Raw genomic sequence first — 23,901 nt, forward strand, 5'->3', positions numbered from 1 at the left:
GCGGCCGTGCGGCCGCCGAAGCGTGTCCCCGACAGAGGCACGCATCAACGCGCGCGCTCCGTCAGGGTGATGGCATCGCCCGTCAGGAGTCTCAGTGCCGCGTCACGTTCTCGTTCACCCAGTCGCGCAGGTGCGCGAGCGGCGCGGCAGCACCGCGACCGAGCGGTGTGAGCGCGTACTCGACCCGCAGCGGGACCTCGGCGAACACGGTGCGGTCGACCAGGCCGGCCTCCTCCATGCGCTTCAGGGACGCCGAGAGGACCTTCGGGCTCACACCCTGCAGCTGGCGCCGGAGTTCCCCGAACCGCTGCGGGCCGTCCTCGAGCACACCGATCGCGAGCGCCGTCCACTTGTTGGCGAGCAGGTCGAGCATCTCGCGGCAGGGGCAAGCGGCTGCGTACACGTCGTTCCGGTCGCAGGCGTCGAGCACGTGCGCCGCTTCGAGAGGGTGGCTCGTCGAGGAGGTCACACCGGAACGGTAGCGCGCGCCGCGGCCTTCGACAAGGGGTCGATTCCCGATGGGTACTGCCGCCCATCAGGGATTCCATGGTTACCGCGGGGTAACCAGGGGCCCTTGCGGGTAACCACAGCACCGGGTGCAGAGTGCTGACATGACCACGACGAACGAGGTCCGAGCAATCGGACAGACCGCAGCTCTCCCGGTGACCAGCGCGCGCAGCCTGGTGCCGACGACCATCCCCGAACCGGTTCCCGGGCCCCACGACCTGCTCGTCGAGGTCCGCGCCGTCTCGGTCAACCCGGTCGACGTGAAGCTCCGGGGCGGTGCCGAACCCGACGGCGGCGTCCGTGTGCTCGGTTTCGACGCATCCGGCACGGTCCGCGCCGTCGGAGACGCCGTGACCCTGTTCGCTCCGGGCGACGACGTGTTCTACGCCGGGGCCATCGACCGTCCCGGGAGCAACGCCGAGCTGCAGGTCGTGGACGAGCGCATCGTCGGGCGGCGACCCCGCACCCTGTCGCACACCGAGGCCGCAGCGCTTCCCCTCACCGCGATCACGGCCTGGGAGAGCCTGTTCGAGAAGCTCCGCATCGGTGCTGACGCCACCGGGACCCTGCTCGTCGTCGGCGGCGCTGGTGGCGTCGGCTCGATGGCCATCCAGCTCGCCCGGACGCTGCTGCCCGGCGTGCGGGTCATCGCGACCGCGTCACGTCCGGCGAGCGAGTCCTGGGTCCGGGACCTCGGCGCACACGACGTCGTCGACCACCACGCGGACCTGGCCGCACAGGTCCTCGAGGTCGCGCCGGACGGGATCGAGTGGATCCTGACCACGAACTCGGCAGGACAGCTCCCCGTGTACGAGCGCGTGCTGCGTCCCTTCGGGGAGATCGTCGCGATCGACGATCCCGAACAGGTCGACGTCGTAGCACTGAAGTCGAAGGCACTGAGCTGGCACTGGGAGTTCATGTTCGCCCGTTCGCTGCACCAGGCCACCGACATGCATCGTCAGCACGAGCTCCTGGACACCGTCGCGGACCTCGTCGACGCCGGCCGGGTCCGGCACACGGCGACCACCGTGCTCCGACCGATCTCGGCCGAGACCCTGCGGGAGGCACACGCCCTCGTCGAGAGCGGTCGCGTGATCGGCAAGGTCGTCGTGACCGACGAGCCGGGGCTCTGACCCCGAGTCCCCCACCACCGAGTACGGAACAACGAAAGGAACCAGCATGACCATCACTCTCGCGCAGGCACAGGAGATCATCGCCGCCGCGGACGCCAAGGCCACCGAACTCGGCGTCCCGTCGTCGATCACCGTCCTCGATCGCGGTGCCCGCATGGTCGCCTCGGTCCGCCAGGACGGCGCCCCGCTCGTGTCCGTCGACTCGAGCTTCGCGAAGGCCCGGACGTCGGTGTACTTCGGTGGCGCGGCGACCGGGGACCTCGCAGCTGCGATCCAGCCCGGCGCCCCGCTCTACACGCTCGGCGCAGCGAGCACCGAGCCCCTCGCCTTCCTCGCCGGTGGACTCCCCATCACGGACGCGACCGGGACCGTCATCGGTGCTGTCGGTTCCGGCGGCGGTACGCCCGACGAGGACGCCGTCATCGCGCAGGCCGGCCTCGACGCCATCCGATGAGCACGCAGGGGTTGGACGGCACGACCGTCCTCGTCGTGGGCGCCGGATCAGGCATCGGCACCGCGATCGCGCAGGCGGCCGCGGGTGCCGGCGCGCGGGTCGTCGCTGCCAGCCGACGACTCGACACCGCGGAGCAGGTCGCCGAGATCGTCGGACGCGGGACGGCGGCCGTCCGCCTCGATCTCGGCGACGAGGAGAGCATCATCGCCGCTGCCGACGTGCTCGGACCGGTGGACCACGTCGTGACGGTCGCGGCCGACCACGCCAACGGCCCCGTCACGACCCTGGCGGCAGCCGACATCGAGGAGGCGTTCCGGGCGAAGGTCCTCGGCCCGCTCCTGCTGACCAAGCACTTCGCGCCGCGCATGTCACCGCGGGGCTCGTTCGTGCTCTTCTCCGGGTACGTTTCCGCCCGGCCGCAGGGAGGGCTCGCCGTCATGGCGACGACGAACGGCGCGGTGGACGCACTCGTCCCGGCCCTCGCGGTGGACATCGCCCCGATCCGGGTCGTCGGGATCTCACCCGGCGTCGTGGACTCCGGGTCCTGGGACGGACTGGACGACAAGTCGGCGTTCTTCGACGAGGTCGCCCGGACGAACCCCGCCCGGCGCGTCGGAACACCGTCGGACATCGGGGACGCGGTCGTGTTCGCGCTCACCAACCCGTTCCTGACGGCGACCACCGTGCACGTCGACGGTGGCCAGCGCGTCGCCTGAGTCGAGGAGGAAGTCATGAGCATCGTCGTCATCGCGGAGATCGAACCCGCGCCGTACAACGAACCGGCCGTCGAGGAGGCCCTGCTCGCCGCGGTCGCGCGGGTCCGGTCCGAGGATCTCGGCTGCGAACAGTACGACCTCCACCACGACGCCCGAACGGGTCGGTTCGTGATGGTCGAGCGTTGGGCCGAACAGTCCGCCCTCGAGAGCCACGCAGCGGGCGCCGCGTTCGCGGCCCTCGGCTCGGCTCTCGAGGGGCGCCTGGCGGTCCCCATCGCGCTCCGGACGCTCCAACCGCTGGACGTGTGAGACGACGAACGGCCCGCGCGGACCCGATCAGGGTCCCCGCGGGCCGTTCCGTCGTTCACCGGAGGGCGTCGTAGCGTTCGTGGACCGGGGCAGCGAGGGATGACCGTGCCGCGCGCGTGAGGTCGTCGGCGAGGACCTCGTGCGCCCCTGCCTCGACGCCGTCCAGGATCGCGGCGACGACGTCTGCCGGGTCGTTCTTCGGCATGTCCCCCGGTGTCATCGGCGTGTCCGTGAACGCCAGGTACGCGCCGAGCACCTGGACGTCGTCGGGGGCGAGGTCCAGGCGCATGGAGTCCGTCGCCGACCACAGCGCGGCCTTGGACGCGCTGTACCCGTTGCCGATCGCGAGCCAGCTGAGCGCGGACGCGACGTTCACGACCGCACCGTGTGCGCGACGCAGTGCCGGCGCGAACGCCCTGGTGACCTGCACCGGTCCGAAGAAGTTGGTCTCCATCTGCTCCCGGACAGCGGCGATGTCGCCGTCCACCAGGGATCCGCTGCGCAGCACTCCGGCGTTGTTGACGACGATCGTCGCGTCCGGAGCCGCGTCCGCGGCGGCCCGCACCGATGCCGGATCCGTCACGTCGAGCCGCATCGGGACCACGCGGTCGTCGACCTGAGCGCGTGGAGTCCGTGCTGCGGCGTACACCGTGGCCGCCCCGCGGTCGAGCAGTTGTCGGACGAACTCCTGTCCCAGGCCGCCGTTCGCACCGGTCACCACGACCACTGCTCCTGTGATCTCCGTCATGTCTGGCCTTCCTGTCGTCGTGCCGTCGATCGGGGGTGTGCGGGCATCAACCGACCGCGACGTCCGCGGCACGGAGCGCGGCACGGAGCGGCAGGTCGCCGGTGGTGATCTCGAGCTGCACCCGGCCCGGGTCCTGGCCGACGGCGACGTCGCACAACGCCGCCGCGACGTCCTCGCGAGCGATCCCGCGCCGCTCGACCCGGACTCCGGCCGAGAACCGTGCCGTGCCGGCGCCGTCGTGCAGCGCGTCGGGGCGGAGGATCACCCAGTCGAGGTCGAGCGTCCGGACGGCGGCGTCCGCGTCCGCCTTGGCCCGCAGGTAGACCTGGAACGGCTCGGTGGAGCCGCGTCCGTAGTCGTCGGCACCGGCGCCGGAGAGCACCACGAACCGCCGGACGCCGGCGACCACCGCGGCCTGGGCGAGGAGGATCGCTCCATCCCGGTCCATCGACAGCGAACGGCTGCTGGGACTGTTCTCCCCGGAGCCCGCTGCGAAGACGACGGCGTCCGCACCGGTGAGCACCGCCGCGACGTCGCTGACCGAGGCGTGTTCGAGGTCCAGCACGATCGGGATCACGCCCGCACGTGCGAGCTCCCCGCGCTGGTCGGCGTTCCGGATGAGGCCGACGGGCACGTGCCCGCCGGCGCGCAGCTGCGCGGAGAGCAGCCGTGCGACCTTGCCGTGTGCGCCGGCGACGACGACTCGCATGGTGGGCCCGGTCACCCGACGACGACGTCGTCGATGCCGATGGAGACGATGAGCGGCTCCGGGAGCGCGTGGCCGTCTCCGTCGCGGACGAAGATGTTGCGCTCGGTGGCGAGCAGGAGGCCGTCGACCCAGGTCTGGCCGGTCATGTACTCGACGCTCGGCGAGGCACCGGCGATGTCGACCTCGTAGTCACGGCGGCGCAGGACGCCGTCCGCATCGGCGTAGAGGGTCTGCGTGGGGGTGTGGGTCGCGATGCTGTCGGGGTAGGTGACGCGCAGGCGGTCCCACGTGGCTCCGTCCGGCTCGGTCCACGGGCCGACTTCCTCGACGCGGACGCCGGGGAACGTGAACGACCACGGCTCGGTGTTGTACGTCCACATGGCGTAGCCGGTGAAGTAGGCGAGCTGCAGCCGGTTCCACGGCGTCTCGAGCACGTGGCCGCGGAACGACGATCGCGGATCGGCGAGTTCCTCGACGACCTCGTCGCCGTGCGCGGTCGTGCGGACGACCGCGACGTGGTCGCCGGTGAACTCCGTACGGAGGTCGTCGGCACCGAAGTGTTCTAGCGACGTGCGCTGGCGGCGGAGGTCGACGGTGAACCGACCTTCCTCGGCGATCCCCGTAACCTGCTTGAGGCCCCAGAAGGCGCCTCCGAAGTGTCGGTTCGCCGAGATGGTGGAGACGTCGGCCCAGCGGCTACCGCCGTGGGCGTCGAGGATGCGGTCCAGCAGGGTCGTGGTGGTGGTCATGATCGCTCCGGGTCAGGCGGCGGTGGCCGCGGTGAGGAAGTCCTCGACGATGGCAGCGGCCTCGTCGGGGTACTGGAAGATCGACGCGTGGGCGGCGTCGGGGAACACGTGCAGGCGCGCGTCCGGGATGAGTCCGGCCAGCGTGTGGCTCCCGGGCGTCCGGATCATCAGGTCGTCGTCCCCCTGGAGCACCAGCGTCGGCTGCCGGATCCCGGTCAAGCGCTCGAGCTTCGAGATGTCCGGGACGCCCCAGGCGAGCACGGCGTCGTACTGCGCGTCGCGCACAGCGGGGGTGGTCGGCGCATCGCGGTCCTCGGTCCGAGCGCCCAACCGCCGGAGGAAGTCGACGCCACGAGCCCGGCTCGTGTCCGTGTGCGCGAAGAAGATGTACAGGAGGCTCTCCGCCGTGGGGACGTCGTGCCGTGATTCGCGCTCGATGTCCTCCCGCCATCCGTGCATCGACGGTGCACCGGCGGGGCCCGTCCCGGCGAGGACGAGCCTGCGGACCGCCCACGGTCGGAGGAGGGCGAGGTCCTGGGCGACGAACCCGCCGAGCGAGAACCCGAAGACGTCGAACCGACGGATGCCGAGGGCGTCGGTGAAGGCCAGCAGGTCGGTGGCCATCTGCCCCACGGTGGTCGGGACCGTCCCGGTCGACGCGCCGACGCCGGCGTTGTCCACGAGGACGACCTCGCGCCGAGCCGCGATCGGGTCGATGAGCGCCGGGTCCCAGTTGTCGAGGTTGCCGCGGAAGTGCATGAGGAAGACGAGTGGGACGCCGTCGGTGCTGCTCCCGAACCGGCGGTAGGCGTAGGTCGTGCCGTTCGCCGCGGTCACGGTGCTGGTCGGGACGGTGGTGGCGGTGTGACCGGCCGTGGTCTCCGTGGTGCTCATCGATGACTCCCTGGGTTCGACCGACCCGGGTGGTCGGTGGCGAGGTCGACGCTAGGAGCGGTGCGGACAGCGCCGCGTGCTCCCGTCAGGGACATGGTCCGGACACGGTCAGACACCGGCCGGCCGTCAGTCCACGTCGCCGGCGAGCGTCGCGCGGACCGCGGCTTCCTCGATGTCGAGGACGGTCAGCACCGCACGGACGGCGGTCTCCGCGTAGCGCCCCTCCCGGCGCGCGCGCAGGACCGCTCGACGTTCTTCGGCGATCGTGCGCATCCGCAGCTCCGCGTAGGAGGCCGCGCGGTCGGCTCGGACCCCGTCGTCCCCGACGAACGTCTCGCCCAGCAGGGCGGCGTCGATCCGCACGCGTTCGACGGCCCGGTCGTCGTAGGCACCGTCGTCGAGGCCGTCGACGAGCTGCAGGCTCTCGGCGCGGGCCTCGGCGAGGAGCAGCTGGGTCTCCATCCGTTCCTGGTCGAGGTTCGGTGGTGGCAGCGCGACCCGGCGGATCACCCACGGCAGCGAGAGCCCGAGCAGGAGCGTCGCGACGACGACCACGAACGCGAGGAACTGCAGGAACGCCCGGTGCGGCGTCTGCTCGGGCAGCAGGAACACCGCGGCGAGGGTGACGACCCCCCGGACGCCCGCGACGGTGACCGGCAGGTCCAGGCGCCACTGCCAGCTCCGGCGTCGGAGCCGCGCCGGCCCCCATCGGTAGACCGCCGTCACGGCGAGGCTCCAGCCGAGCCGCGCGGCCACCAGCGTCACGAGGACCACGCTGATCACGAGCAGCGCGCGACCCAGCCCGATCCCGGACGACAAGGCCCCGCGCAGGATCGCCGGCAGGCTGAGTCCGATGAGCAGGAACACCGCGTTCTCGAGCAGGAACTGCACGGTGCGCCAGTTGAGCGACTCGGCCAGGCGGGCTTCGGCCGACTGCAGGACCGGCGCCCGGTACCCGAGGAAGAGTCCGGTGACGACGACGGCGAGTGGACCCGATGCACCGATGCCGTGCGCGAGCAGGAACGCGACGTAGGGCGTGACGAGGGACAGACTCGTGTCGAGCACCGCGACGGAGAGCCGCCTCCGGACGGCGCCCATGACGAACGCGACCGACAACCCGATGCCGATGCCGCCGACCACCGCGAGGACGAATTCGCCCGCGGCGCGGACCGGGTCGAACACCGCGACGATGGCCACCACTGCGGTGTTCAACGCGACGAGCGCCGTCGCGTCGTTGAGCAGGCTCTCCCCGTCCAGGACCGAGGCGAGCAGCCTCGGCAGCGGTGCGCGCCGGGTGACGGCTGAGACGGCCACCGCGTCGGTCGGCGCCACGACGGCACCGAAGGCGAACGCCGCCGCCAGCGTCAGCGTCGGGACCACGGCCCACGTCACGACGCCGACGACCAGCGTGGTGAACGCGACGAGCCCGACGGACAGCAGCAACAGCGATTCCCGCCGGGCACGGACGTCCGACAGCGAGGTCTGCAGCGCCGCCGCGAACAGCAGGGGCGGGAGCAGGACCGACAGGACGAAGTCCGGTTCGACGTCCACGCGCGGCACACCCGGCACGTAGGACACGGCGACCCCGATGACGACGAGGGCCAGCGGGGCCGACCACCCCACGCGCCGTGCGGCTGCACTGACGGCGACCGTCACGACGAGGAACGCGACGACCCAGGTGAGGGTCTCGTCGATGCTCATGGCGCCGGCTCCAGGGTGACCGTGGCGCGGCCACGCGGCCCGGCACGGCGGGTGCCTAGCCTTCCTCCATGCGCAGCCGCCGTCGCGACCCCTCCGCCCCGGACACGCCGCCCGCGACCGGGCTGGTGTCGATCCCCCTCGCCCGGATCCTCGCGGATCCCGTCGTCCGGATCGGGGAACCGCACGGCGAGAGCGTCGTCGAGCAGGTCCGCTGACGACGGGCACGCCGTCACAGCTCCGCCAAGACTTCGGGGACCGGAGCGCCGAGTGCGATGAGCAGCTCCGCGAACTCGCGGTCCAGACCGTGGGCCACGGCGGTGATGCGCCCGTCACCGAAGGAGCCGAACGACGCGCTCGGCACGTCGGCGGTGAGCAGGACCGGGTCCCCGGGCCGCTGCGAGATGGTCACGCGGAACGGCGCGAGCCCCAGCACGCGCGGGTCGAACCGGTACATCCGTTCCGCGACGACGTGGTTCCCCACCAGGTACGAGACACACGACGACCGGTGCCCGGCGATGGCCATCAACGCGGTCGGTTCGTTCCGCCAGTACCGGATGAAGCCACGGGGTGCGTGCTGCTCGGTCCAGGTCTCGACCGTGTCCCAGTCGCGGTGCCGCGCCAGTGCTTCGGTCAGGCTCGTCTGGTCGAGCGGCGGCACGGCCAGCTCGAACGCCGCGACGACCTCGTCGAAGGGCTGCGCCATGGGGATGGAGAATCGGTCGGCGGTGTACTCGGTGATCTCGGTGTGCATGTCGGGACGGTAGATCGGCCGCCCCCGGACGTGCGTGTCCCCGCCCGGGCCAGTCAGCGCGGGCGGGGACACCGGTGGTTCAGAGCGCGGCGACCGCGGCTTCCGCGATCACGAGGTCCTGGTCCGGAGACCCACCGCTCGACCCCACGGCACCGATGACGGAACCGGCTGCGTCGGTCACCGGGACACCGCCCGCGACGAACGTGAGCGGCTCGTGGCTGGCCGCCCCGAGCGAGTAGAGCGGTGCACCGGGCTGGACCGCGCCGGCCAGGTCGCCGGACGCGGCGCCGAACGACACCGCGGTGCGGGCCTTCGCGGCACTGGCGTCGACGGACACCAGCGGTGCGCCGTCCTGCCGGGCGACCGCGACGACGCGTGCGCCCCGGTCCAGGACGGTGACGGTCGAGGGGACGCCGAGTTCGGCGGCCTTCGCCTCGGCGGCGGCGATGGCGGCGTGCGCCTGGGTGAGGGTGAGATCGGTCATGGGCTGGTTCCCTTCGTCGTGGACGCAGCCGACGCTAGGGACCGCGCACCGTCGCAGCGTGTCCCCGCCCAGGTCACCCGTGCGGTCGCACCGGAGACCGTGGGTGGTCCCGACGGGGACACGCCCTGCCGTGCGCACCGCTCCTAGCGTGACGATCGCCGACGACCTTCGTCCGGCACCAGACCACGACGCAAGGAGCCTGCAATGCCCACGTTCACCACTCCCGACGGCATCGAGATGTACTACACCGAGCAGGGCGAGGGACAGCCCATCGTCTTCGCGCACGGCTGGCCGCTCAGCTCCGACGCCTGGCAGCCGGAACTGAAGTTCTTCAGCGACAACGGCTACCGCACCATCGCCCACGACCGCCGCGGCCACGGCCGTTCCGAGAAGACCGCCGTCGGCCACACCATCGACCAGTACGCGAAGGACCTCGCCGCGCTCATCGAGCACCTCGACCTGCACGACGTGATCGTCTTCGGACACTCCACCGGCGGCGGCGAGGTCGTCCGTTACGCCGCGCAGTACGCGAACGGCCGCGTCGCGAAGGTCGTCACGGCCGGCGCGATCCCGCCGATCATGGTGAAGTCCGACAGCAACCCCGAGGGCTCCCCGATCGACGTGTTCGACGGCATCCGTGCCGGCGTGCTCGAGGACGCGTCGCAGTTCTGGCTCGACCTCTCCGAGAGCTTCTTCGGCGCCAACCACGGCCGCGACGTCTCGTACGGCGCGAAGCTCGACTTCTGGCGCCAGGGCCAGAACGTGAACCTGTCCGCCGCGTACGACTGCGTCAAGGCCTTCTCCGAGACCGAGCAGAGCGAGGACCTGAGGGCGCTCACCGTGCCGATCCTCATCAACCACGGCGAGGACGACCAGATCGTCCCCATCGACGACGCCGCACGCAAGGCCATCGAGCTCGTCGCCGACGGCACCCTCAAGACCTACCCCGGCGCCCCCCACGGCATCCACGGCGACTACCGCGCGGTCCTGCAGCAGGACGTCCTCGCCTGGATCAAGGGCTGACGCGACCCACCACCGGACTGGAGGCGCGGCGCCAGCCCGCACCGCGCCTCCAGTCCGTCACCGCTCGCGCCCCGGAATACGCAACCGCTCTGGATGGTTACAGCGGCACCGCCACAGGAGGCATGATGAACACCACGGCCACGCACCACCCCCGGCTCCCCCTGAACACCTTCGGCATCGCGTTCGGCACCGCCGGACTCGCCGGTACCTGGACGGCCGCCGGCAGCCTGCTCGGTGCGCCCACGGCGATCGGCGAGGTCCTGTGGGCCGCCGCCGCGATCGCCTGGGCCGTCACGATCGTCCGGTACCTCCACCGCCCCGGCGGGCTCCGTGCCATCGGCGCCGACCTCCGACACCCCGTGCTCGGGCCGTTCGCCGCGCTCGTCCCCGCGGTCGGCTCGCTGCTCGCCGCCCACCTCGCGACCTGGGCGCCGGTCGCCGGTGCCGTCGGCGTCTGGACGATGCTGGCGCTCACGACCGCCTTCGGCGCCTGGTTCGTCACCGATCTCCTCACGTCTCCCCGCGAAGCCGCCACCCTGCACGGCGGCTACCTGCTCCCGACCGTGGCCGGCTCGCTGCTCAGTGCGCAGTCACTCGCCGTGATCGGACACCCCGACCTGGCGATGGGGTACTTCGCGACCGGGGTGCTGTTCTGGTTGCTCGTGGGCGCGGTGCTCATCGCACGGTTCGCCACCGGCCCCGCCGTACCGCCGCCGCTCCTGCCGACGCTCGCCATCCTGTCCGCGCCGCCGGCGGTCGCCGGCAACGCCTGGTGGACCATGACGGGAGGCGCGGGTTCCGTCGTCGACACCGCCCTCGCGGGCACGATGGTCGCCTTCCTGCTCCCACACGCGTTCCTCGTGCGCCGGTACGTCCGGAGCGGGTTCGCGATCGGGTTCTGGGCGATGACGTTCACGACGGCGGCGAGCGCCACGTACGCGGTGCGACTGCTCTCCACCGCCGGCCTGGGCACCCTGGGGACCGTCCTCGCCTGGGTCGTCGTCGCGGTCGCGACCGGCATCGTCGGCAGCATCGCGGTCCGCTCGCTGGGGCTGCTCCGCAGGTCCGAGTCGAGTGGCTCCCGCCGCACCTCGGCCCCGTACCGACGCCTCGCCCTGATCGGCGTCGTCGTCGCGTCCGTCGCGGTGGCGTTCGGAGCGGGTGCCGGCAGTCCGCTGTTCGTCGTGTACCAGTCGGCGTGGGGCTTCCCCGACTGGCAGCTGACGACGGCGTTCACGGTGTACGCGGTCACCCTGCTCGGGACACTCCTCGTGGCCGGACGGCTGTCCGACCACATCGGGCGTCGGCCCGTCCTCATCGGGGCGCTCGTGCTCATGCTCATCGCGAGCGTCCTGTTCCTGCTCGCCGACTCGATCGGGTGGGTGATCGCCGCGCGGGCCGTGCAGGGGATCGCGACGGGAGCCGCCACCAGTACGTTCACGGCGGCCATCATCGAGCTGTCGAGCGAACGACACCGTCGCACGATGACCGTGCTGACGAGTGCCGCTCCCGTCGGCGGGCTCGCGCTCGGGGCGTTCGGAGGCGGGATCGCGGCACAGTTCGCCCCGGACCCCACCGCCGCCGTCTTCCTGACCCTCGGGGTCGTCCTGCTCGTCGGCATCGCCGCGGTCCTCGCGGCCGACGAGACCGCCGACCGGCACGCCGGCGCACTCATGTCCCTGCGGCCGGTGCTCGCGGTGCCCGGTGCAGCGCGAGCGTGGTTCGCCGTGCTCGCCCCGCTGACGGTCGCCGGCTGGATGTTCTCCGGGCTGTTCCTCGGACTCGGCCCACGTCTCGACGACGGCGTGTTCGGCATCGACGGCGGGACCGCCAGCGCGGCCGTCGTCGCGCTGCAACCGGCGGCCGCCGCGGTGGCCGGCATGCTCTTCTCACGCGCCACCGCCCGGATCGCGACCGCGGTCGGCGCCGCGCTGCTGCTGCTCGGCGCGATCGGCGCCGGGTCGGCGATCCTCTCCGCGGACCTCCCGCTGCTCGTCGTGGCCGCCGTCGTCGGCGGGTCGGGCCAGGGCGCCGCGTTCGGCTCCTCCCTGCGGATCCTCGGACCACTCGCCGACAACGCGACCCGCGGCGGCCTCTTCGCCGCCGTCTACCTCGTCGCGTACGCCGCCTACGGGATCCCGGTGCTCGTCGCCGGGTTCTTCACCGGCGCCGTCGGACTCGCGGGCGTCGGCGCCGCGTACGCCGCGCTCGTGGCGATCGCGGCCGTCGCCGCCGGGATCGGTCTGACCGCGCGGTCCCGCAGGGAGCGCGCGGCAGTCCACACCGCGTGACCCCCCTCCCGATCACTCCACGGAAACGAACAGGACCACCATGACCACCACCACCGATCTCCACGGCGTCTCAGCCGCCGCCGCCGGTACCTTCCTGATCGGCGGGGACCTGCCCGTCGCCCGACTCGGGTTCGGCTCGATGCAGCTCGCCGGCCGGAACGCCTTCGGCCCGTCCCGCGACCCGGAGGGCGCCCGCGCCGTGCTCCGGCGCGCCGTCGAGCTGGGCGTGACGCTCGTCGACACCGCGGACGCCTACGGCCCCGAGGTGGCGGAAGGACTCATCGGCGAGGCGCTGGCCCCGTACCGATCGGACGTCGTCATCGCGACGAAGGGCGGGTTCGTCCGGGGACCACGGGGCGAATGGGTCGTCGACGGTCGCCCGGAGCACCTGCGAGCCGCCGTGCAGGGCAGCCTCCGCCGACTGCGACTCGAGCGGATCGACCTGTACCAGTTGCACCGCATCGACCATCGGGTGCCGCTCGACGAGCAGCTCGGGACCCTCGCGGCACTCCGCGCCGAGGGACTCATCCGGCACGTCGGCCTCAGCGAGGTGAGCGTCCCGGAGCTCCTCGCCGCGCACCGGATCCTGCCGATCGCCACGGTGCAGAACCTGTACAACCTGGTCGAGCGTTCCTCCGAGGACCTGGTCCGGGTCACCGCGGAACTCGGCATCGGCTTCATCCCGTGGTTCCCGTTGGCGACCGGCGGCCTCACGCGCGGCGCCGGAGCACTCGGGGCGATGGCGGCACGGGCCGGCGCCTCACCGTCGCAGGTGGCCCTCGCGTGGTTGCTGCAGCACGCTCCGAACGTGCTGCCGATCCCCGGGACGTCCAGCGTGGACCACCTCGAGGAGAACGTCGCGGCGGCGTCGGTCGTCCTGTCCCCGAGGGACGTCGCGGTGCTCGACGGCGCAGCCTGACGCCCGGTACGTCGGACGGCCCGGCCCCTCGGGGCCGGGCCGTCCGCCGTGCGCCCGGGTCACGGGGACGGGACGAAGAAGTCCCGGTACGACGGATCGTCGGGGAGCGACCGCTCCGCCACCAGCACGGCGATCTCGCGCGGGGACCGGAGTCCGCGTCGACGCCACTGGTCCGGGTCCGCCCTGAGCACGTGCAGGACCGCCCGCAGCGGGTTCACCGCCGGACTCCCGGCCGTTCGGTCGCGGGCGTCGGCACGGGCAGGAGCAGGGTCTGCACGGCAGGGGTGGCGGCTCCCGCTCCCACGTGCAGCACGGCGGGCAGGGGCGGGAACGAGATCGTCATCGCAGGTCTCCTCGGTCGGGGTCACGTCGTCGCGACACCGAGGACGCTACGGCCGGTGGGGTGCTCCGCACGTGTCCCCCCGAGGACCATCCCCTCGCAGGGACAGGCGGCGCGAGTGTGTCCCCGACGGAGCCACGCCGACCGGCCACGTGCGGACGTACCGTGCCAGCACGAGGCGATCCGCGCCTCCGGTCGGTCACCCGCCGACGCGACCCGCACGGAGGACCGCCATGACCGACACCGCCACACACCGAACCGGACGGGACGTCCCGACCACGACCCGTGCGTTCCTCGCCCAGGGCGGACGCTCGGTCCGCGACGAGGACGCGTTCGTCGTCCGCGACGTCCCCCTCCACCCGATCCGCCCGCGCGACCTGCTCGTCCGGGTCGAGGCGGTGTCGGTGAACCCGGTGGACACGAAGACCCGGCAGGGCCTGCGGTCCGGGACGAAGCAACTGGGCTGGGACGCCTCCGGCGTCGTCGAGGCGGTCGGCTCGGAGGTCACCCGGTTCTCCGTCGGTGACGCCGTGTGGTACGCCGGCACCCTCGACCGCCCGGGGACGAACGCCGAGCTGCACCTCGTCGACGAACGCCTCGTCGGTCGCCGCCCCGCGACGCTGGACCACGCCGAGGCCGCGGCGCTCCCGCTCACGGGGATCACCGCCTGGGAGACGCTGTTCGACCGGTTCCGCCTGACGGAGTCGAGTACCGGCACCCTGCTCGTCGTCGGAGCACCCGGCGGTGTCGGGTCGGTGCTCGTCCAGCTCGCGAAGGCGCGCACCGGCCTCACGTTGCTCGGGACCGCCGGCCGCTCCGAGAGCCGCGACTGGGTGTCGTCCATGGGAGCCGACCACGTCGTGGACCACCACGACCTCGTCGGCGGCGTGCGGGCGGTCGCGCCGGACGGGGTCGACTACGTCTTCACCGCGCACTCGGCGGGCAACGTCACCGCCTTCGCCGATCTGGTCCGCCCGTTCGGCCAGATCACCGCGATCGACGACCCGCGCGGACTCGACCTCTACCCGCTCAAGCGGAAGTCGATCGCCTGGCACTGGGAGCTCATGTTCACCCGATCGGCGTTCGGGACGCCGGACATGGGCGAGCAGGGCCTGCTCCTCGATGCGCTGGCGGACCTCGTGGACGCGGGTCGCGTGCGGACCACCGCGACGTCGGTCGTCCGGGGGCTCGACCCGGCCGGCCTCCGCGAGGCGCACCGTCAGGTGGCGGGCGGGACCGCGATCGGAAAGGTCGTCGTCGCGCGCTGAGGCGTGTGCGGTGGGCCGGGTCCGGCCGGCCGGACGGGACCGGTCAGCCGGGCCGGGTGGGGTGGCCGCGGCGGGGACTGTCAGTCGGCGAGGCTGTCAGTCGGCGAGGCTGTCGGCGAGGCTCGAGAGGCGGCGGGCGGACGGCTCGTCCGCACCACGCCACAGCAGCAGCGTGTCGCCGTCCGGGCCGGGCACCGCGAACCGGTGGTAGGCGAGGGCCAGGTGACCGACCACGGGGTTGTCGAAACCGACGACCCCGTCCGGATCCGCAGCGTCCGGCCCAGCCCAGAGTCGAGCGAAGGCCTCGCTCCGGGCCGCGAGCTCCCCGACCAGTTCGACGTACCCGCGGTCCTCCTCGTGCTCGTCGAGGGAGCGCCGCAGCTCCGCGACGACGCGGGCGCCGAGCGGCACCGCCTCCGCCGTCTCCGACGACGCGCGGAAGGCCTCGTCGCCCTCAGGCCGCAGGAACGTCGCCCGCGCGAGGTTCGCACCGGACCGGAACGTCGGGTGCACGGCCCCGGCCAACGCGTTCGCCACCCGGACGGTCAGGTGTCGGTCGTAGACGACCGCGGGGACCGTCCGCCACGGCAGCACGAGCCTGCCGAGCAGTGCTCGTGGGTGGTCGACCCCGTCGTCCGTGCTCACGGACGGAGCGTACGGCCCGGGTGTCGACGGCATCGTGTCCCCGGCGGGGACACCGTCGGCGCGATCTGGTCGACCCGCCGACATGTGGTCATTCGACCGATGCCCGGAGGGGACGACCAGCGGCAACGTGGAGCACGGTTGCCGGACGTCCCGGGAACGCTCGCCACGACCCGGGAGACACGATGCCCGCTCAGACCTCCTTCCTCGGCGAGTACCTCCGCGCACGCCGGGCCCTCGTCCGACCGGCCGACGTGGGCATCGACTCCTCACGGGCTCGGCGGGTGCCGGGACTCCGCCGCAGCGAGGTGGCGGGACTGGCCGGGATCAGCCAGGAGTACTACCTCCGACTCGAGCAGGGCCGGGACCGGAGGCCCTCGCACCAGGTGCTCGGCGCGATCGTGCGGGCCCTGCGCCTCGACGACGTCGCGCTCGAGCACATGCACCGGCTCGCCCGACTCGACGAGGGCGGCCCGACCGGGAGCACCACCGACGACGGGGCGGGACCGCCCGCACCGGTCGAGCCCGCACTGCTCGAGCTCGTCGACGGACTGTCCGGCGTGCCCGCGATGCTCATGAGCGCCGAGCAGGACGTCCTGGCATCGAACACGTTGGCCCGGGCGATCAGGCCGCGGCTGCTGCCAGGGACGAACTTCCTGTTCCACCTGTTCACCGACCGCGCGCGCGCCGAGGTCATCGACTGGGAGGACGACGCCCGACGGGCGGTCGCCAACCTGCGGTTCCACGGTGATCCGAGGAACGCCCGTCACCGCGAGGTCGTCGGGACCCTGGCGATCCGGGACGCGACCTTCCGGGAACTGTGGGCCCGGCACGACGTCGAGCAGCAGGTCACGTGGGTCGCTCGGATCCGACTCGCCACCGCCGAACCGGTCGAGCTCACGTGCCACTCGCTGGCCGTCCCGGGCGGCAGCGGGCGGTCGGTGATGACCCTGACCGCCGAACCGGGGACGGCAGCGGCCCTGGCGTTGCAGCGGTTCACCGCGATGCGCCGCGGTCTCGGCGCTCACTCGGCCGCCAGCGAGGTCGGACGCGTGGCGTGACCGTCTGCTCGCGCCCTCAGTCGGAACGGTCCGAGGGCCGCAGCGCACCGGCCAGCTGGGACCGTCTGCTGATGCCGAGCTTCGTGAACGCCCGGGACAGGTGCGCCGCGACCGTCCGGTGCGAGAGGTAGACCTCGTCCGCGATCTCCTTGTTGGTGCGCCCGGTCGCCGCCATGCGCGACACGAGGAGCTCCTGCGCGGTGAGGAGCCGAGCCGGCGCCCGGTCCGTCGACGTCCGGTCCGTCGACTGTCCACCGGTCGCCCGGAGTTCGGACGCGGCGCGCGCGGCCCAGTTGCGGGCGCCGATGCGGTCGAACAGCCGGGCCGCCTCGGACAGGTGCTGACGTGCATCGATGATCCGGCGGACGCGCCGCAGCCGTTCACCCAGGTGCAGTCGCGCGACCGCGAGGTCGAACGGTGTGTCGATCGCCGAACCGAGGTCGACCGCCGCGGCGAGGTGCCCGAGGGCCGTCTCGTCGTCCGGTGCGAGGAGACCGCGCGTCCGCTCGACGAGCAGCGCGAGGTGCGGCGAGCCGGTCGTGGCGGCCGCAGCGGCGGCATCCGTCAGCCAGGCACGGACCGAGTCGGTGTCGCCCGCGCGGACCGCCGACTCGACCACGTCGGCGCCCGCCCACAGCGCCACCGCGCCGTTCGCCCGCGTGCGCACCTGGTGTGCCACGGCGTCCTCGTGGCGCCCCTCGTCGACCGCGATGAGTGCCGCCGCCCACGCGGCGGTCGCGACGATGCGCGCGAAGGCGCCGGCCACCGGGATCTCGTCCAGGGCCGCGAGTCGTGTCCGGGCCGTGGCCGTGTCCCCGGCCCGCACGAGGGCCCGCGCCGCCTCGGAGAGCGCCATCCCGGCAACCACCGGGAGGTCGAGCTCGCGGCTGAGACGCTCCGCGCGATCGGCGTCGGCGAGTCCGTCGGTGAGGTGGCCCGCCGTGACGCGGGGTGAGGCACGTCCACACAGAGCGGTGGTCTCGTCGCTCGTGCGTGCCGCGTCGTGGAACAGCCGGACCCCAGCGGTCCAGCACCGGTCCGACGTGGCCATGTCGCCGGACTCCTCGGCGGCGAACGCCAGGCAGTTCACGATGACGCCGTCGGTCGCCTGTGCACGGGCGAGGAACCGGTCCACGGTGCGCTCGTCGAGACGCTGCCCGGGACGGACGAGGGCGAGTGCCACCTCGGCGAGCACCGCGTCGTCGGCGTCCCCGCGTCCAACCGGAGCGTGGTCGACGTCCTCCACCGTGGCGGCCACGAGCGCTCGGACGGCGTCCGCCTCCTGGTGGATGTAGCACTTCGCCGCCGCCCACAGCAGGACCTCGGCACGCTCGGTCGGATCTGCCCGGGTCGTCGCGAACGCCACGAGCTCCTCGGCCGTCCGACCACGGTGGTCCGCGGTCATGCTCAGCATCCACTCCGCGCGCGCGAACCGGTGCTGTGCGCGTCCGTCCGACAGGTCGGTGAGCGGCTTCGCACGGTCGAGCAAGGCGGACGCCTCACCCGAGGCGCCGGCGCGTCGGGCTGCCTCGGCGGCCTCCACCAACCGGTTCGCCTGCTGGGTCGGGTCGGGCGAGAGGTCGGCGGCTCGCCGCCACGCCGATGCCGCCTCGGCGGGGGCGCCTTGCCGGAGCGCAGCACTCGCCACGGCGTCGAGCTCGGCGGCGACCGCCTCGTCGAGGCCGGTCGTCGCCTCGGCCCGGTGGATCGCACGGCGACTGGGCGAACGGACCGCCAGTGCCAGGGCGTGGTGGACCTCGCGCCGACGGACCGGATCGGCGGCGTCGTAGTGCGCCGACCCCACCAGCGGGTGCCGTGGCACGAACCGGTCGCCGTCACGCCGCAGCAGACCCTCGCGCTCGAGGGTCGCCAACTCGCCTGCGCCGAGTCCGACACCCACGAGTGCCTGCTCGAGCTCCCGTGCGGTGGCGTCCTCTCCGGCGACCGCGACGAGCAACGCCCGCTGGGTCGTCTCCGGGAGCAGCAGGACACCGGCGAGGAACGTCCGCTCGAGTCGGGCGGACATGCGTTCGGACAGTGGTCCGCGCGCAGTGCCGGCGACGGGCGCGGAGAACTCGAGCAGGGCGAGCGGGTTGCCGTACGACTCCCGACGCACCCGTGCCCGTTCCCCGGTCGGCAGGTGGTCCGCGACGTCGGTGAGCAGTCGGTCCGCCGCGGCGTCGTCGAGCGGACCGACGTGGAGCACGGTCGGGAACGCGTCCTCGTGGTCACCGACAGGGGTACCGCTCCGGGTCGTCGCGACGAGGAGGACGGGGAGTCCGCGGACCCGCGATGCGACGAAGACGAGCGCCTCGAGCGAGGTCCGGTCCGTCCAGTGCAGATCGTCGACGAGTGCCACCACCGTCCCGTGGCTGCCCGCCTCCTCGAGCAGCCCGAGCACGGCGATGCCGAGCAGGAGCCGGTCGGGGGCCGGTCCGTCACGACGGCCGAAGGCGACGTCGAGGGCCGAAGCCTGACGATCGGGGAGGGCGGCCGCGAAGGGCAGGAGTGGGTGGAGCAGTTCGTGCAGGCCGCCGAACGGGATCTCGGTCCCGCTGCGGACACCACGGGCACGGAGGACGAACCGGACGTCCGCGGTGGCGTCCGCGGCGACGGTCTCGAGCAGGGCGCTCTTGCCGATGCCGGGATCGCCGTCGACCAGGACCGCGGTACCGTGCCCCCGCCGGGCGTGGTCCAGGGCACCGTCCAAGACGAGGAGTTCGGCGTCGCGGCCGACCAGTTGCGAGGCGCGTTCGGGCACGGTGTGAGCATACGTCGCCGTCAGTCGCCCGGCGAGGTCCTCCTCCGTGTCCGCCCCGGCACGGCCGGCAGGAGGGACGACAGCACGACGAGAGCCGTGCACAGCGCGCCGATCGCCACCAGGACATCGACGGGGACGATCGGCCTGGTCGACGGGTACCGCCCGACGAGCACCGCCCACTCCGCGATGACGGAGACGCCCACGGTGGCCGCGGCGATGAGCGTGCCGCTCACCCCGAGGACGACACCCTCGAGTGCCGCGACGGCCACCGGCAGGGCCGGGGTCGCGCCGACGGCCAGGAGCTGCTCGCGCTCCTGCGCGCGGTCCCGAGCGGCCATCGCCGCCGTCGCCGCGGCCCCGACGGCGGCGAGCAGGACCGGGCCGCTGAGGACGAGGACGGTCGTCACCGCTGAGCCGCTCCCGGTCGCGTCGTCTCCGATCGCTGTCGCCGCCGTCCGCTGACCCCCGACGAGCGCCGTCGGCAGGGCCACGGCCACCAGGAGCGCCGCGAGCGTCGTGTCGCTCCGAGCCGCAGCCCGCCGGACAGCTGCGCGCGCGAGAGCGAAGGACACCGACGCGCTCGCCGGCACCGCCGCCGTCCAGAGCCGGACGACGGGTGCACCGACCGACCTGCCGAGGACGGCGACCGCCGCGACCAGCACCGGACCGATGAGGAGTGCCGACGCCGCGCCGTCCGGTACGGACGCCGGGAGTCCGGCGAGCATGCTCGCCGCGAGCGCCGTCAGCAGTGCCGCGACCGTGGCACGGAGGATCGGCGGTCGACGTCCGCGCACACCCGGTCCGACACCGAGCAGCGGCGGGGTCGTGGCGGCGCGGCGGCTCCCCGAGAGCCCGGCGACGACCGCGGCGGTGACCGTCAGCCCGACGACGACGACGGCCTCGGCCCAGGAAGCGGCCACCCGGACCCCGTCGAGTCCGGAGGCTCCGGCCAGGGCGGCGTCGACGGCGGCCGGGACGACGACGCCAGCCGCGGCCGCTCCGACCACGGCGCCGAGCACGGCGACGAGTGCGGTCTGGACGAGCACCGTCACACGGACCCCTCGAGGAGTGACGCCGGCCAGCTGCCAGAGGGCGTACGTCCGCTCCAGGAGCCCCGCGGTGAGCCGCACCACGGCGGACACCACCACGAGGATCGCGATGAGCCCGAACGCGGCGGTCGTGCCCGCGATGGACAGCAGCGCCAGCCCCCGGACCCCGGGTGTCCGCAGGCCGCCGACCACGAGCACACCGGGGACGCTGCCTGCCAGTGCGGCGACCGCGGACACCGCGCACAGGCCGGCCCAGACGCGCCACGACGCGCGGAGATCGGCTGCCGCCAGGCGGACGAGGATCATGCGCGTACCGACGCACGCTCGATCGAGTCGAAGAGCGCGTCGACGTCCGGTGCGACAAGCTCCGCGTGGAGGACGCCGTCCCGCAGGACGATCGCGCGGTCGGCCCGCGCCGCGGCCGCGAGGTCGTGCGTCACCATGACGACCGAACGCTGCCCCGAGGCGGTGTGCCGCAGCAGGTCGAGCACCGCGCCGCCGGCCACCGTGTCGAGCGCCCCGGTCGGTTCGTCGGCGAACACCACCTGCGGCCGTGCGACGAGCGTCCGGGCGATCGCCACGCGCTGCTGCTGTCCGCCGGACATCGAATCCGGGTACCGGTGTGCGGAGTCGAGCATCCCGACGGCGTCCAGTGCGGCGTCGACCGTCCGGCGATCAGCGGGGCGTTTCGCCAGGCGTGCCGGCAGCGCCACGTTCTCCCGGGCGGTGAGTGCCGGGAGCAGGTTGTACGACTGGAAGACGAAGCCGACCCGACCGCGTCGGAACCGGGCCGACCGCTGCCGCGAGAGCGGGCCGATGTCGGTGCCGTCGATCTCCACGGTGCCCCGGAGCGGGCGTTCCAGACCGGACAGGCACGCGAGCAGCGTGCTCTTGCCGGAGCCGCTCGGGCCGACGACCGCCAGCATCTCGCCGCGCTGGACGTCGAGCGACACCCCGCGCAGGACCGGCTCGGCCGCGCGACCGGGATAGGCGTACTCGACGTCGCGGGCGCGCACGATGGGTCGGTCGTCAGGGTCTCGCTGCACCGTCGCAGGCTAGCCAGCGAGGAAGGCCGTGCGCCTGTCTCTGCCGGGGACAGTCTCCGCTCAGGGCGCGCGGCCGTCGATCCGCTCGAGCAGCGCGCGGAGCTCGCCGAGCACCACCGCCGCCTGGGCGTCCGCCCGATCGGCGTCGACCAGGGCGATCCCGCGCTCGGCGTCGCGTCGGGCTCCGTCGGCCTCCCCGGAACCGAGCAGCGCCTCGGCACGCTGTCGGAGCGCGCGAGCAGCACCCGTGTCCCACGACAGTGCCGACGCCGCACCGAACCCCGCGTCCGCCGCGTCCCGGGCTTCGTCCCATCGCCCCAGCGCGTTGGCCGACTTCGCGATCTCCTCCAGCGCGACCACCCGGGTGAACACCGCCCCGGGGTCGCCCTCCCCGACCCGCTCGAGGTCGCGGAGGACCGCTCGGAAGGACGCGATCGCCTCGGCGTGCCGGCCGAGCAGGTGGAGTGCTGCGCCCGCCATCGAGCGACACTGGACGAGCGCGGCGTCGTCCCCGGTCCTCGTGTTCCCGTCGATCGCGGCATCGATGTGCGGCAGCGCGAGATCCGGCTGTCGGAGCGCCAGGTGTGCCCACGCGACGTGGTACTCGGCGCTCGCGGACACGGCGTCGTCGTCCGCCGCACGGGCGTCCGTCAGACCCCTGGTGGCGAGCTCGAGCGCACCGGTCCGGTCGCCGCGCTCCATCAGGGCAGCCCACGTCTGCAGACCGAGGAGCCGCACTGCCGACGCTCGGTCGTCGGCCGCGTGCGCGGCGTCGACCGCGTCGCCGAACAGCTCGTACCAGTGCCCCCATGCCGGCCACAGGTTGGAGAACCACTCGAGACCGGTCGCGGTCCGGATCACGTCGCCGTGCAGCCCACCCGACACTGCGGCGCGGAACGCCGCCCACCAGTGGTCGACCTCACCGGTGATCCACCGCTTCGCCGCTGCCGGGTCGGCGAACTCCGGATCGGCCTGGTCACGGCGGGCGGTCTCGGGAGCGAACCGCCGTGCCGCTCGATCGAGGAGCGAGAGGACCGATCGGTGCAGTCGCTCCCGCAGCGCTCGGGACGCGCCGGTACCGTCCTCGGCGTCGATCCGGTCGGCACCGAACGCCCGGAGCAGGTCGTGCACGTGGTACCGGTTCCCACCGCGTGGCTCGACGAGACCGAGGTCCACCAGCTCCTCGAGTGCGTCCTCGGCGGTCACGTCGTCGAGCCCGAGGGGAGCGCCGCCGGTCCGTGCATCGAAGCTCGTCCCGTCGATCACCGCGAGCGAGCGGAACACCTGCGCCGTGACGGACGGGAGCCGCTCGTAGGAGACGGCGAACGCGGCCTCGACCGAGCGGTCACCGTGCCGGAGGGCGCCGAGCCGTTGCTCCTCGGCGCGCATGGCGCCGAGGAAGCCGTCGACGTCGTCCGTCCGTGCCGCGATGCGGCTTCCGGCGATCCGCAGCGCCAGCGGGATCCCCGCGCAGTGCTCGGCCACCGCCGCCAGAGCCGGCTCGCTCGCCGCGTCGGGCACGATCCGCTCGAGCAACGCGAGGCCATCGGCGCGCGGCATCGGCTCGACCTGGAGGCGGAGTCCGGCGTCGAGTCCGGCCAGCGGACTCCGGCTCGTCACGATCACCGGCACCCCCGGTCCCGCCGCGTCGACCACCGGACGCACCTGCGCCTCGCTGCCGGCATCGTCGAGCAGGACCGCGTGCCGGTGGTCGGCGCTGAGTTCGCGCCACCGTGCTGCCGCCGCGTCGAAGATCACCGGTGCCTCTTCCGTGCCGTCGGTGGCGAGGGAGACGAGACGGCGGAGGACGTCGAGCGCCGACAGCGGGGCGGCCGTCTGCCCGCCGAGGTCGACGTGGATCCACGGGACACCGCGGACGCGGAGCGCCTCCGCAGCGAAAGTGCTCTTGCCGACCCCGGGGCCGCCGGACACGATCACCGCACCCGCGTGGGCGCCCCGGAGACGGTCGAGCACCCTGCCGAGTTCGCGGTCGCGTCCGGTGAAGTCGCCGACGACGTCCGGGGCGCTCGCCTCCGTCGACGGACGGGCCCGACCGATCGACAGCAGCGCGTCCCGTTCCGCTGACGTCACGCCGAGTGCCGCCGCGATCGCCTCGATCGTCGCGCGCTGCGGGCGCCGCGCGACCCCTCGCTCGATGTCGCTGAGGGTCCGCACGCCGACGTGGGCGGCGTCGGCGAGGTCGGCCAGCGTCCGGCCCGCCGTGGTGCGCAGCCGCCGGAGGAGCTCGCCGTCGGGTCGTTCCTGCACGTGCTCCTCGATTCCTGCCTGCGTTCTGCATGGTGCCGACGCCGGGTGCCTGGTGGGCTGGTACCCGACATCATGCAG

General features: G+C 73.3%; 25 protein-coding genes. 10 read left to right on the forward strand and 15 right to left on the reverse strand.

Annotated elements, in window-relative coordinates:
- Positions 1 to 91: 91 nt before the first annotated feature.
- The gene (locus WFH25_RS10820) at positions 92 to 469 is read right to left on the reverse strand and encodes a winged helix-turn-helix transcriptional regulator (RefSeq protein WP_336697656.1); all 378 of its coding nucleotides are present in this window, start codon (positions 467 to 469) and stop codon (positions 92 to 94) included.
- A 142-nt stretch (positions 470 to 611) separates the two neighbouring features.
- Between WFH25_RS10820 and WFH25_RS10825 the strand changes: the two genes are divergently transcribed.
- From WFH25_RS10825 to WFH25_RS10840, 4 genes are read left to right on the forward strand one after another with little or no spacing between them, the layout of a single operon-like run.
- The gene (locus WFH25_RS10825; protein WP_336697657.1) at positions 612 to 1,640 is read left to right on the forward strand and encodes a zinc-binding alcohol dehydrogenase family protein; all 1,029 of its coding nucleotides are present in this window, start codon (positions 612 to 614) and stop codon (positions 1,638 to 1,640) included.
- Between the two features lie 46 nt (positions 1,641 to 1,686).
- Positions 1,687 to 2,094 (forward strand): GlcG/HbpS family heme-binding protein, encoded by a 408-nt coding sequence (locus tag WFH25_RS10830; RefSeq protein WP_071295141.1) that lies wholly within the window; start codon positions 1,687 to 1,689, stop codon positions 2,092 to 2,094.
- The gene (locus WFH25_RS10835; RefSeq protein ID WP_336697658.1) at positions 2,091 to 2,810 is read left to right on the forward strand and encodes an SDR family oxidoreductase; all 720 of its coding nucleotides are present in this window, start codon (positions 2,091 to 2,093) and stop codon (positions 2,808 to 2,810) included. The genes WFH25_RS10830 and WFH25_RS10835 overlap by 4 nt, the downstream gene beginning before the upstream one ends.
- A gap of 15 nt (positions 2,811 to 2,825) precedes the next feature.
- The gene (locus WFH25_RS10840) at positions 2,826 to 3,119 is read left to right on the forward strand and encodes a putative quinol monooxygenase (RefSeq protein WP_336697659.1); all 294 of its coding nucleotides are present in this window, start codon (positions 2,826 to 2,828) and stop codon (positions 3,117 to 3,119) included.
- 55 nt (positions 3,120 to 3,174) lie between these two features.
- Here WFH25_RS10840 and WFH25_RS10845 read toward each other — a convergent pair whose 3' ends face one another.
- From WFH25_RS10845 to WFH25_RS10865, 5 genes are all read right to left on the reverse strand, one after another.
- Positions 3,175 to 3,867 (reverse strand): SDR family oxidoreductase, encoded by a 693-nt coding sequence (locus WFH25_RS10845; protein WP_261645752.1) that lies wholly within the window; start codon positions 3,865 to 3,867, stop codon positions 3,175 to 3,177.
- A gap of 46 nt (positions 3,868 to 3,913) precedes the next feature.
- Positions 3,914 to 4,576 (reverse strand): NAD(P)H-binding protein, encoded by a 663-nt coding sequence (locus WFH25_RS10850; protein WP_336697660.1) that lies wholly within the window; start codon positions 4,574 to 4,576, stop codon positions 3,914 to 3,916.
- Positions 4,577 to 4,587: 11 nt separating this feature from the next.
- Positions 4,588 to 5,325: a hypothetical protein gene (locus WFH25_RS10855; protein ID WP_336697661.1), complete on the reverse strand. Its 738-nt coding sequence runs from the start codon at positions 5,323 to 5,325 to the stop codon at positions 4,588 to 4,590.
- 12 nt (positions 5,326 to 5,337) lie between these two features.
- On the reverse strand, positions 5,338 to 6,219 hold the full coding sequence (locus WFH25_RS10860) for an alpha/beta fold hydrolase (protein WP_071303557.1): 882 nt from the start codon (positions 6,217 to 6,219) through the stop codon (positions 5,338 to 5,340).
- 126 nt (positions 6,220 to 6,345) lie between these two features.
- A complete protein-coding gene (locus tag WFH25_RS10865; protein ID WP_071303556.1) occupies positions 6,346 to 7,920 on the reverse strand; it encodes a cation:proton antiporter in 1,575 nt (524 codons plus the stop codon).
- Between the two features lie 68 nt (positions 7,921 to 7,988).
- On the opposite strand from WFH25_RS10865, the gene WFH25_RS10870 reads away from it, so the two are divergent.
- Positions 7,989 to 8,135 (forward strand): hypothetical protein, encoded by a 147-nt coding sequence (locus WFH25_RS10870; protein WP_175473760.1) that lies wholly within the window; start codon positions 7,989 to 7,991, stop codon positions 8,133 to 8,135.
- A gap of 14 nt (positions 8,136 to 8,149) precedes the next feature.
- On the opposite strand, the gene WFH25_RS10875 is transcribed toward WFH25_RS10870, so the two are convergent.
- Entirely contained in the window at positions 8,150 to 8,671 is a 522-nt protein-coding gene (locus WFH25_RS10875) for a hypothetical protein (RefSeq protein WP_336697662.1), read from the reverse strand.
- A 79-nt stretch (positions 8,672 to 8,750) separates the two neighbouring features.
- Positions 8,751 to 9,155: a GlcG/HbpS family heme-binding protein gene (locus WFH25_RS10880; RefSeq protein ID WP_071295133.1), complete on the reverse strand. Its 405-nt coding sequence runs from the start codon at positions 9,153 to 9,155 to the stop codon at positions 8,751 to 8,753.
- 204 nt (positions 9,156 to 9,359) lie between these two features.
- Between WFH25_RS10880 and WFH25_RS10885 the strand changes: the two genes are divergently transcribed.
- The 3 genes from WFH25_RS10885 (at position 9,360) to WFH25_RS10895 (ending at position 13,388) form a co-directional block, all read left to right on the forward strand.
- On the forward strand, positions 9,360 to 10,178 hold the full coding sequence (locus WFH25_RS10885) for an alpha/beta fold hydrolase (RefSeq protein ID WP_071295132.1): 819 nt from the start codon (positions 9,360 to 9,362) through the stop codon (positions 10,176 to 10,178).
- Positions 10,179 to 10,300: 122 nt separating this feature from the next.
- Complete coding sequence (locus WFH25_RS10890) at positions 10,301 to 12,469, forward strand: MFS transporter (protein ID WP_336697663.1); 2,169 nt, start codon at positions 10,301 to 10,303, stop codon at positions 12,467 to 12,469.
- 40 nt (positions 12,470 to 12,509) lie between these two features.
- Positions 12,510 to 13,388, forward strand: a complete 879-nt coding sequence (locus tag WFH25_RS10895; RefSeq protein WP_336697664.1) for an aldo/keto reductase — start codon at positions 12,510 to 12,512, stop codon at positions 13,386 to 13,388.
- 59 nt (positions 13,389 to 13,447) lie between these two features.
- Here the strand turns inward: WFH25_RS10895 and WFH25_RS10900 are convergent, their stop codons facing one another.
- Together WFH25_RS10900 and WFH25_RS10905 are read right to left on the reverse strand one after the other, a co-directional pair.
- Positions 13,448 to 13,606, reverse strand: a complete 159-nt coding sequence (locus WFH25_RS10900) for a hypothetical protein (RefSeq protein ID WP_175473759.1) — start codon at positions 13,604 to 13,606, stop codon at positions 13,448 to 13,450.
- Positions 13,603 to 13,731, reverse strand: coding sequence for a hypothetical protein (locus WFH25_RS10905; protein ID WP_261645759.1), 129 nt, complete (start codon positions 13,729 to 13,731; stop codon positions 13,603 to 13,605). The genes WFH25_RS10900 and WFH25_RS10905 overlap by 4 nt, the downstream gene beginning before the upstream one ends.
- Before the next feature lie 230 nt (positions 13,732 to 13,961).
- Between WFH25_RS10905 and WFH25_RS10910 the strand changes: the two genes are divergently transcribed.
- Positions 13,962 to 14,996 carry a zinc-binding alcohol dehydrogenase family protein gene (locus WFH25_RS10910; protein ID WP_336697665.1) on the forward strand — a complete coding sequence of 345 codons (1,035 nt, stop codon included), beginning with the start codon at positions 13,962 to 13,964 and terminating at the stop codon, positions 14,994 to 14,996.
- Between the two features lie 96 nt (positions 14,997 to 15,092).
- Here the strand turns inward: WFH25_RS10910 and WFH25_RS10915 are convergent, their stop codons facing one another.
- Positions 15,093 to 15,641: an MmyB family transcriptional regulator gene (locus WFH25_RS10915; RefSeq protein WP_139199477.1), complete on the reverse strand. Its 549-nt coding sequence runs from the start codon at positions 15,639 to 15,641 to the stop codon at positions 15,093 to 15,095.
- Positions 15,642 to 15,823: 182 nt separating this feature from the next.
- Here WFH25_RS10915 and WFH25_RS10920 point away from each other — a divergent pair, with 182 nt between their 5' ends.
- Entirely contained in the window at positions 15,824 to 16,699 is an 876-nt protein-coding gene (locus WFH25_RS10920) for a helix-turn-helix domain-containing protein (protein ID WP_336697666.1), read from the forward strand.
- 16 nt (positions 16,700 to 16,715) lie between these two features.
- On the opposite strand, the gene WFH25_RS10925 is transcribed toward WFH25_RS10920, so the two are convergent.
- The 4 genes from WFH25_RS10925 to WFH25_RS10940 are packed head-to-tail and all read right to left on the reverse strand — an operon-like array spanning position 16,716 to position 23,823.
- The gene (locus tag WFH25_RS10925; protein WP_336697667.1) at positions 16,716 to 19,460 is read right to left on the reverse strand and encodes an ATP-binding protein; all 2,745 of its coding nucleotides are present in this window, start codon (positions 19,458 to 19,460) and stop codon (positions 16,716 to 16,718) included.
- 20 nt (positions 19,461 to 19,480) lie between these two features.
- Entirely contained in the window at positions 19,481 to 20,815 is a 1,335-nt protein-coding gene (locus WFH25_RS10930) for a hypothetical protein (protein ID WP_336697668.1), read from the reverse strand.
- Positions 20,812 to 21,555, reverse strand: a complete 744-nt coding sequence (locus tag WFH25_RS10935) for an ABC transporter ATP-binding protein (protein ID WP_336697669.1) — start codon at positions 21,553 to 21,555, stop codon at positions 20,812 to 20,814. Before WFH25_RS10935 ends, WFH25_RS10930 begins: the two co-directional genes overlap by 4 nt.
- A gap of 60 nt (positions 21,556 to 21,615) precedes the next feature.
- On the reverse strand, positions 21,616 to 23,823 hold the full coding sequence (locus WFH25_RS10940; RefSeq protein ID WP_336697670.1) for a helix-turn-helix domain-containing protein: 2,208 nt from the start codon (positions 23,821 to 23,823) through the stop codon (positions 21,616 to 21,618).
- Positions 23,824 to 23,901: the final 78 nt, after the last annotated feature.

Source organism: Curtobacterium sp. USHLN213 (assembly GCF_037144815.1).
GTDB lineage: Bacteria > Actinomycetota > Actinomycetes > Actinomycetales > Microbacteriaceae > Curtobacterium.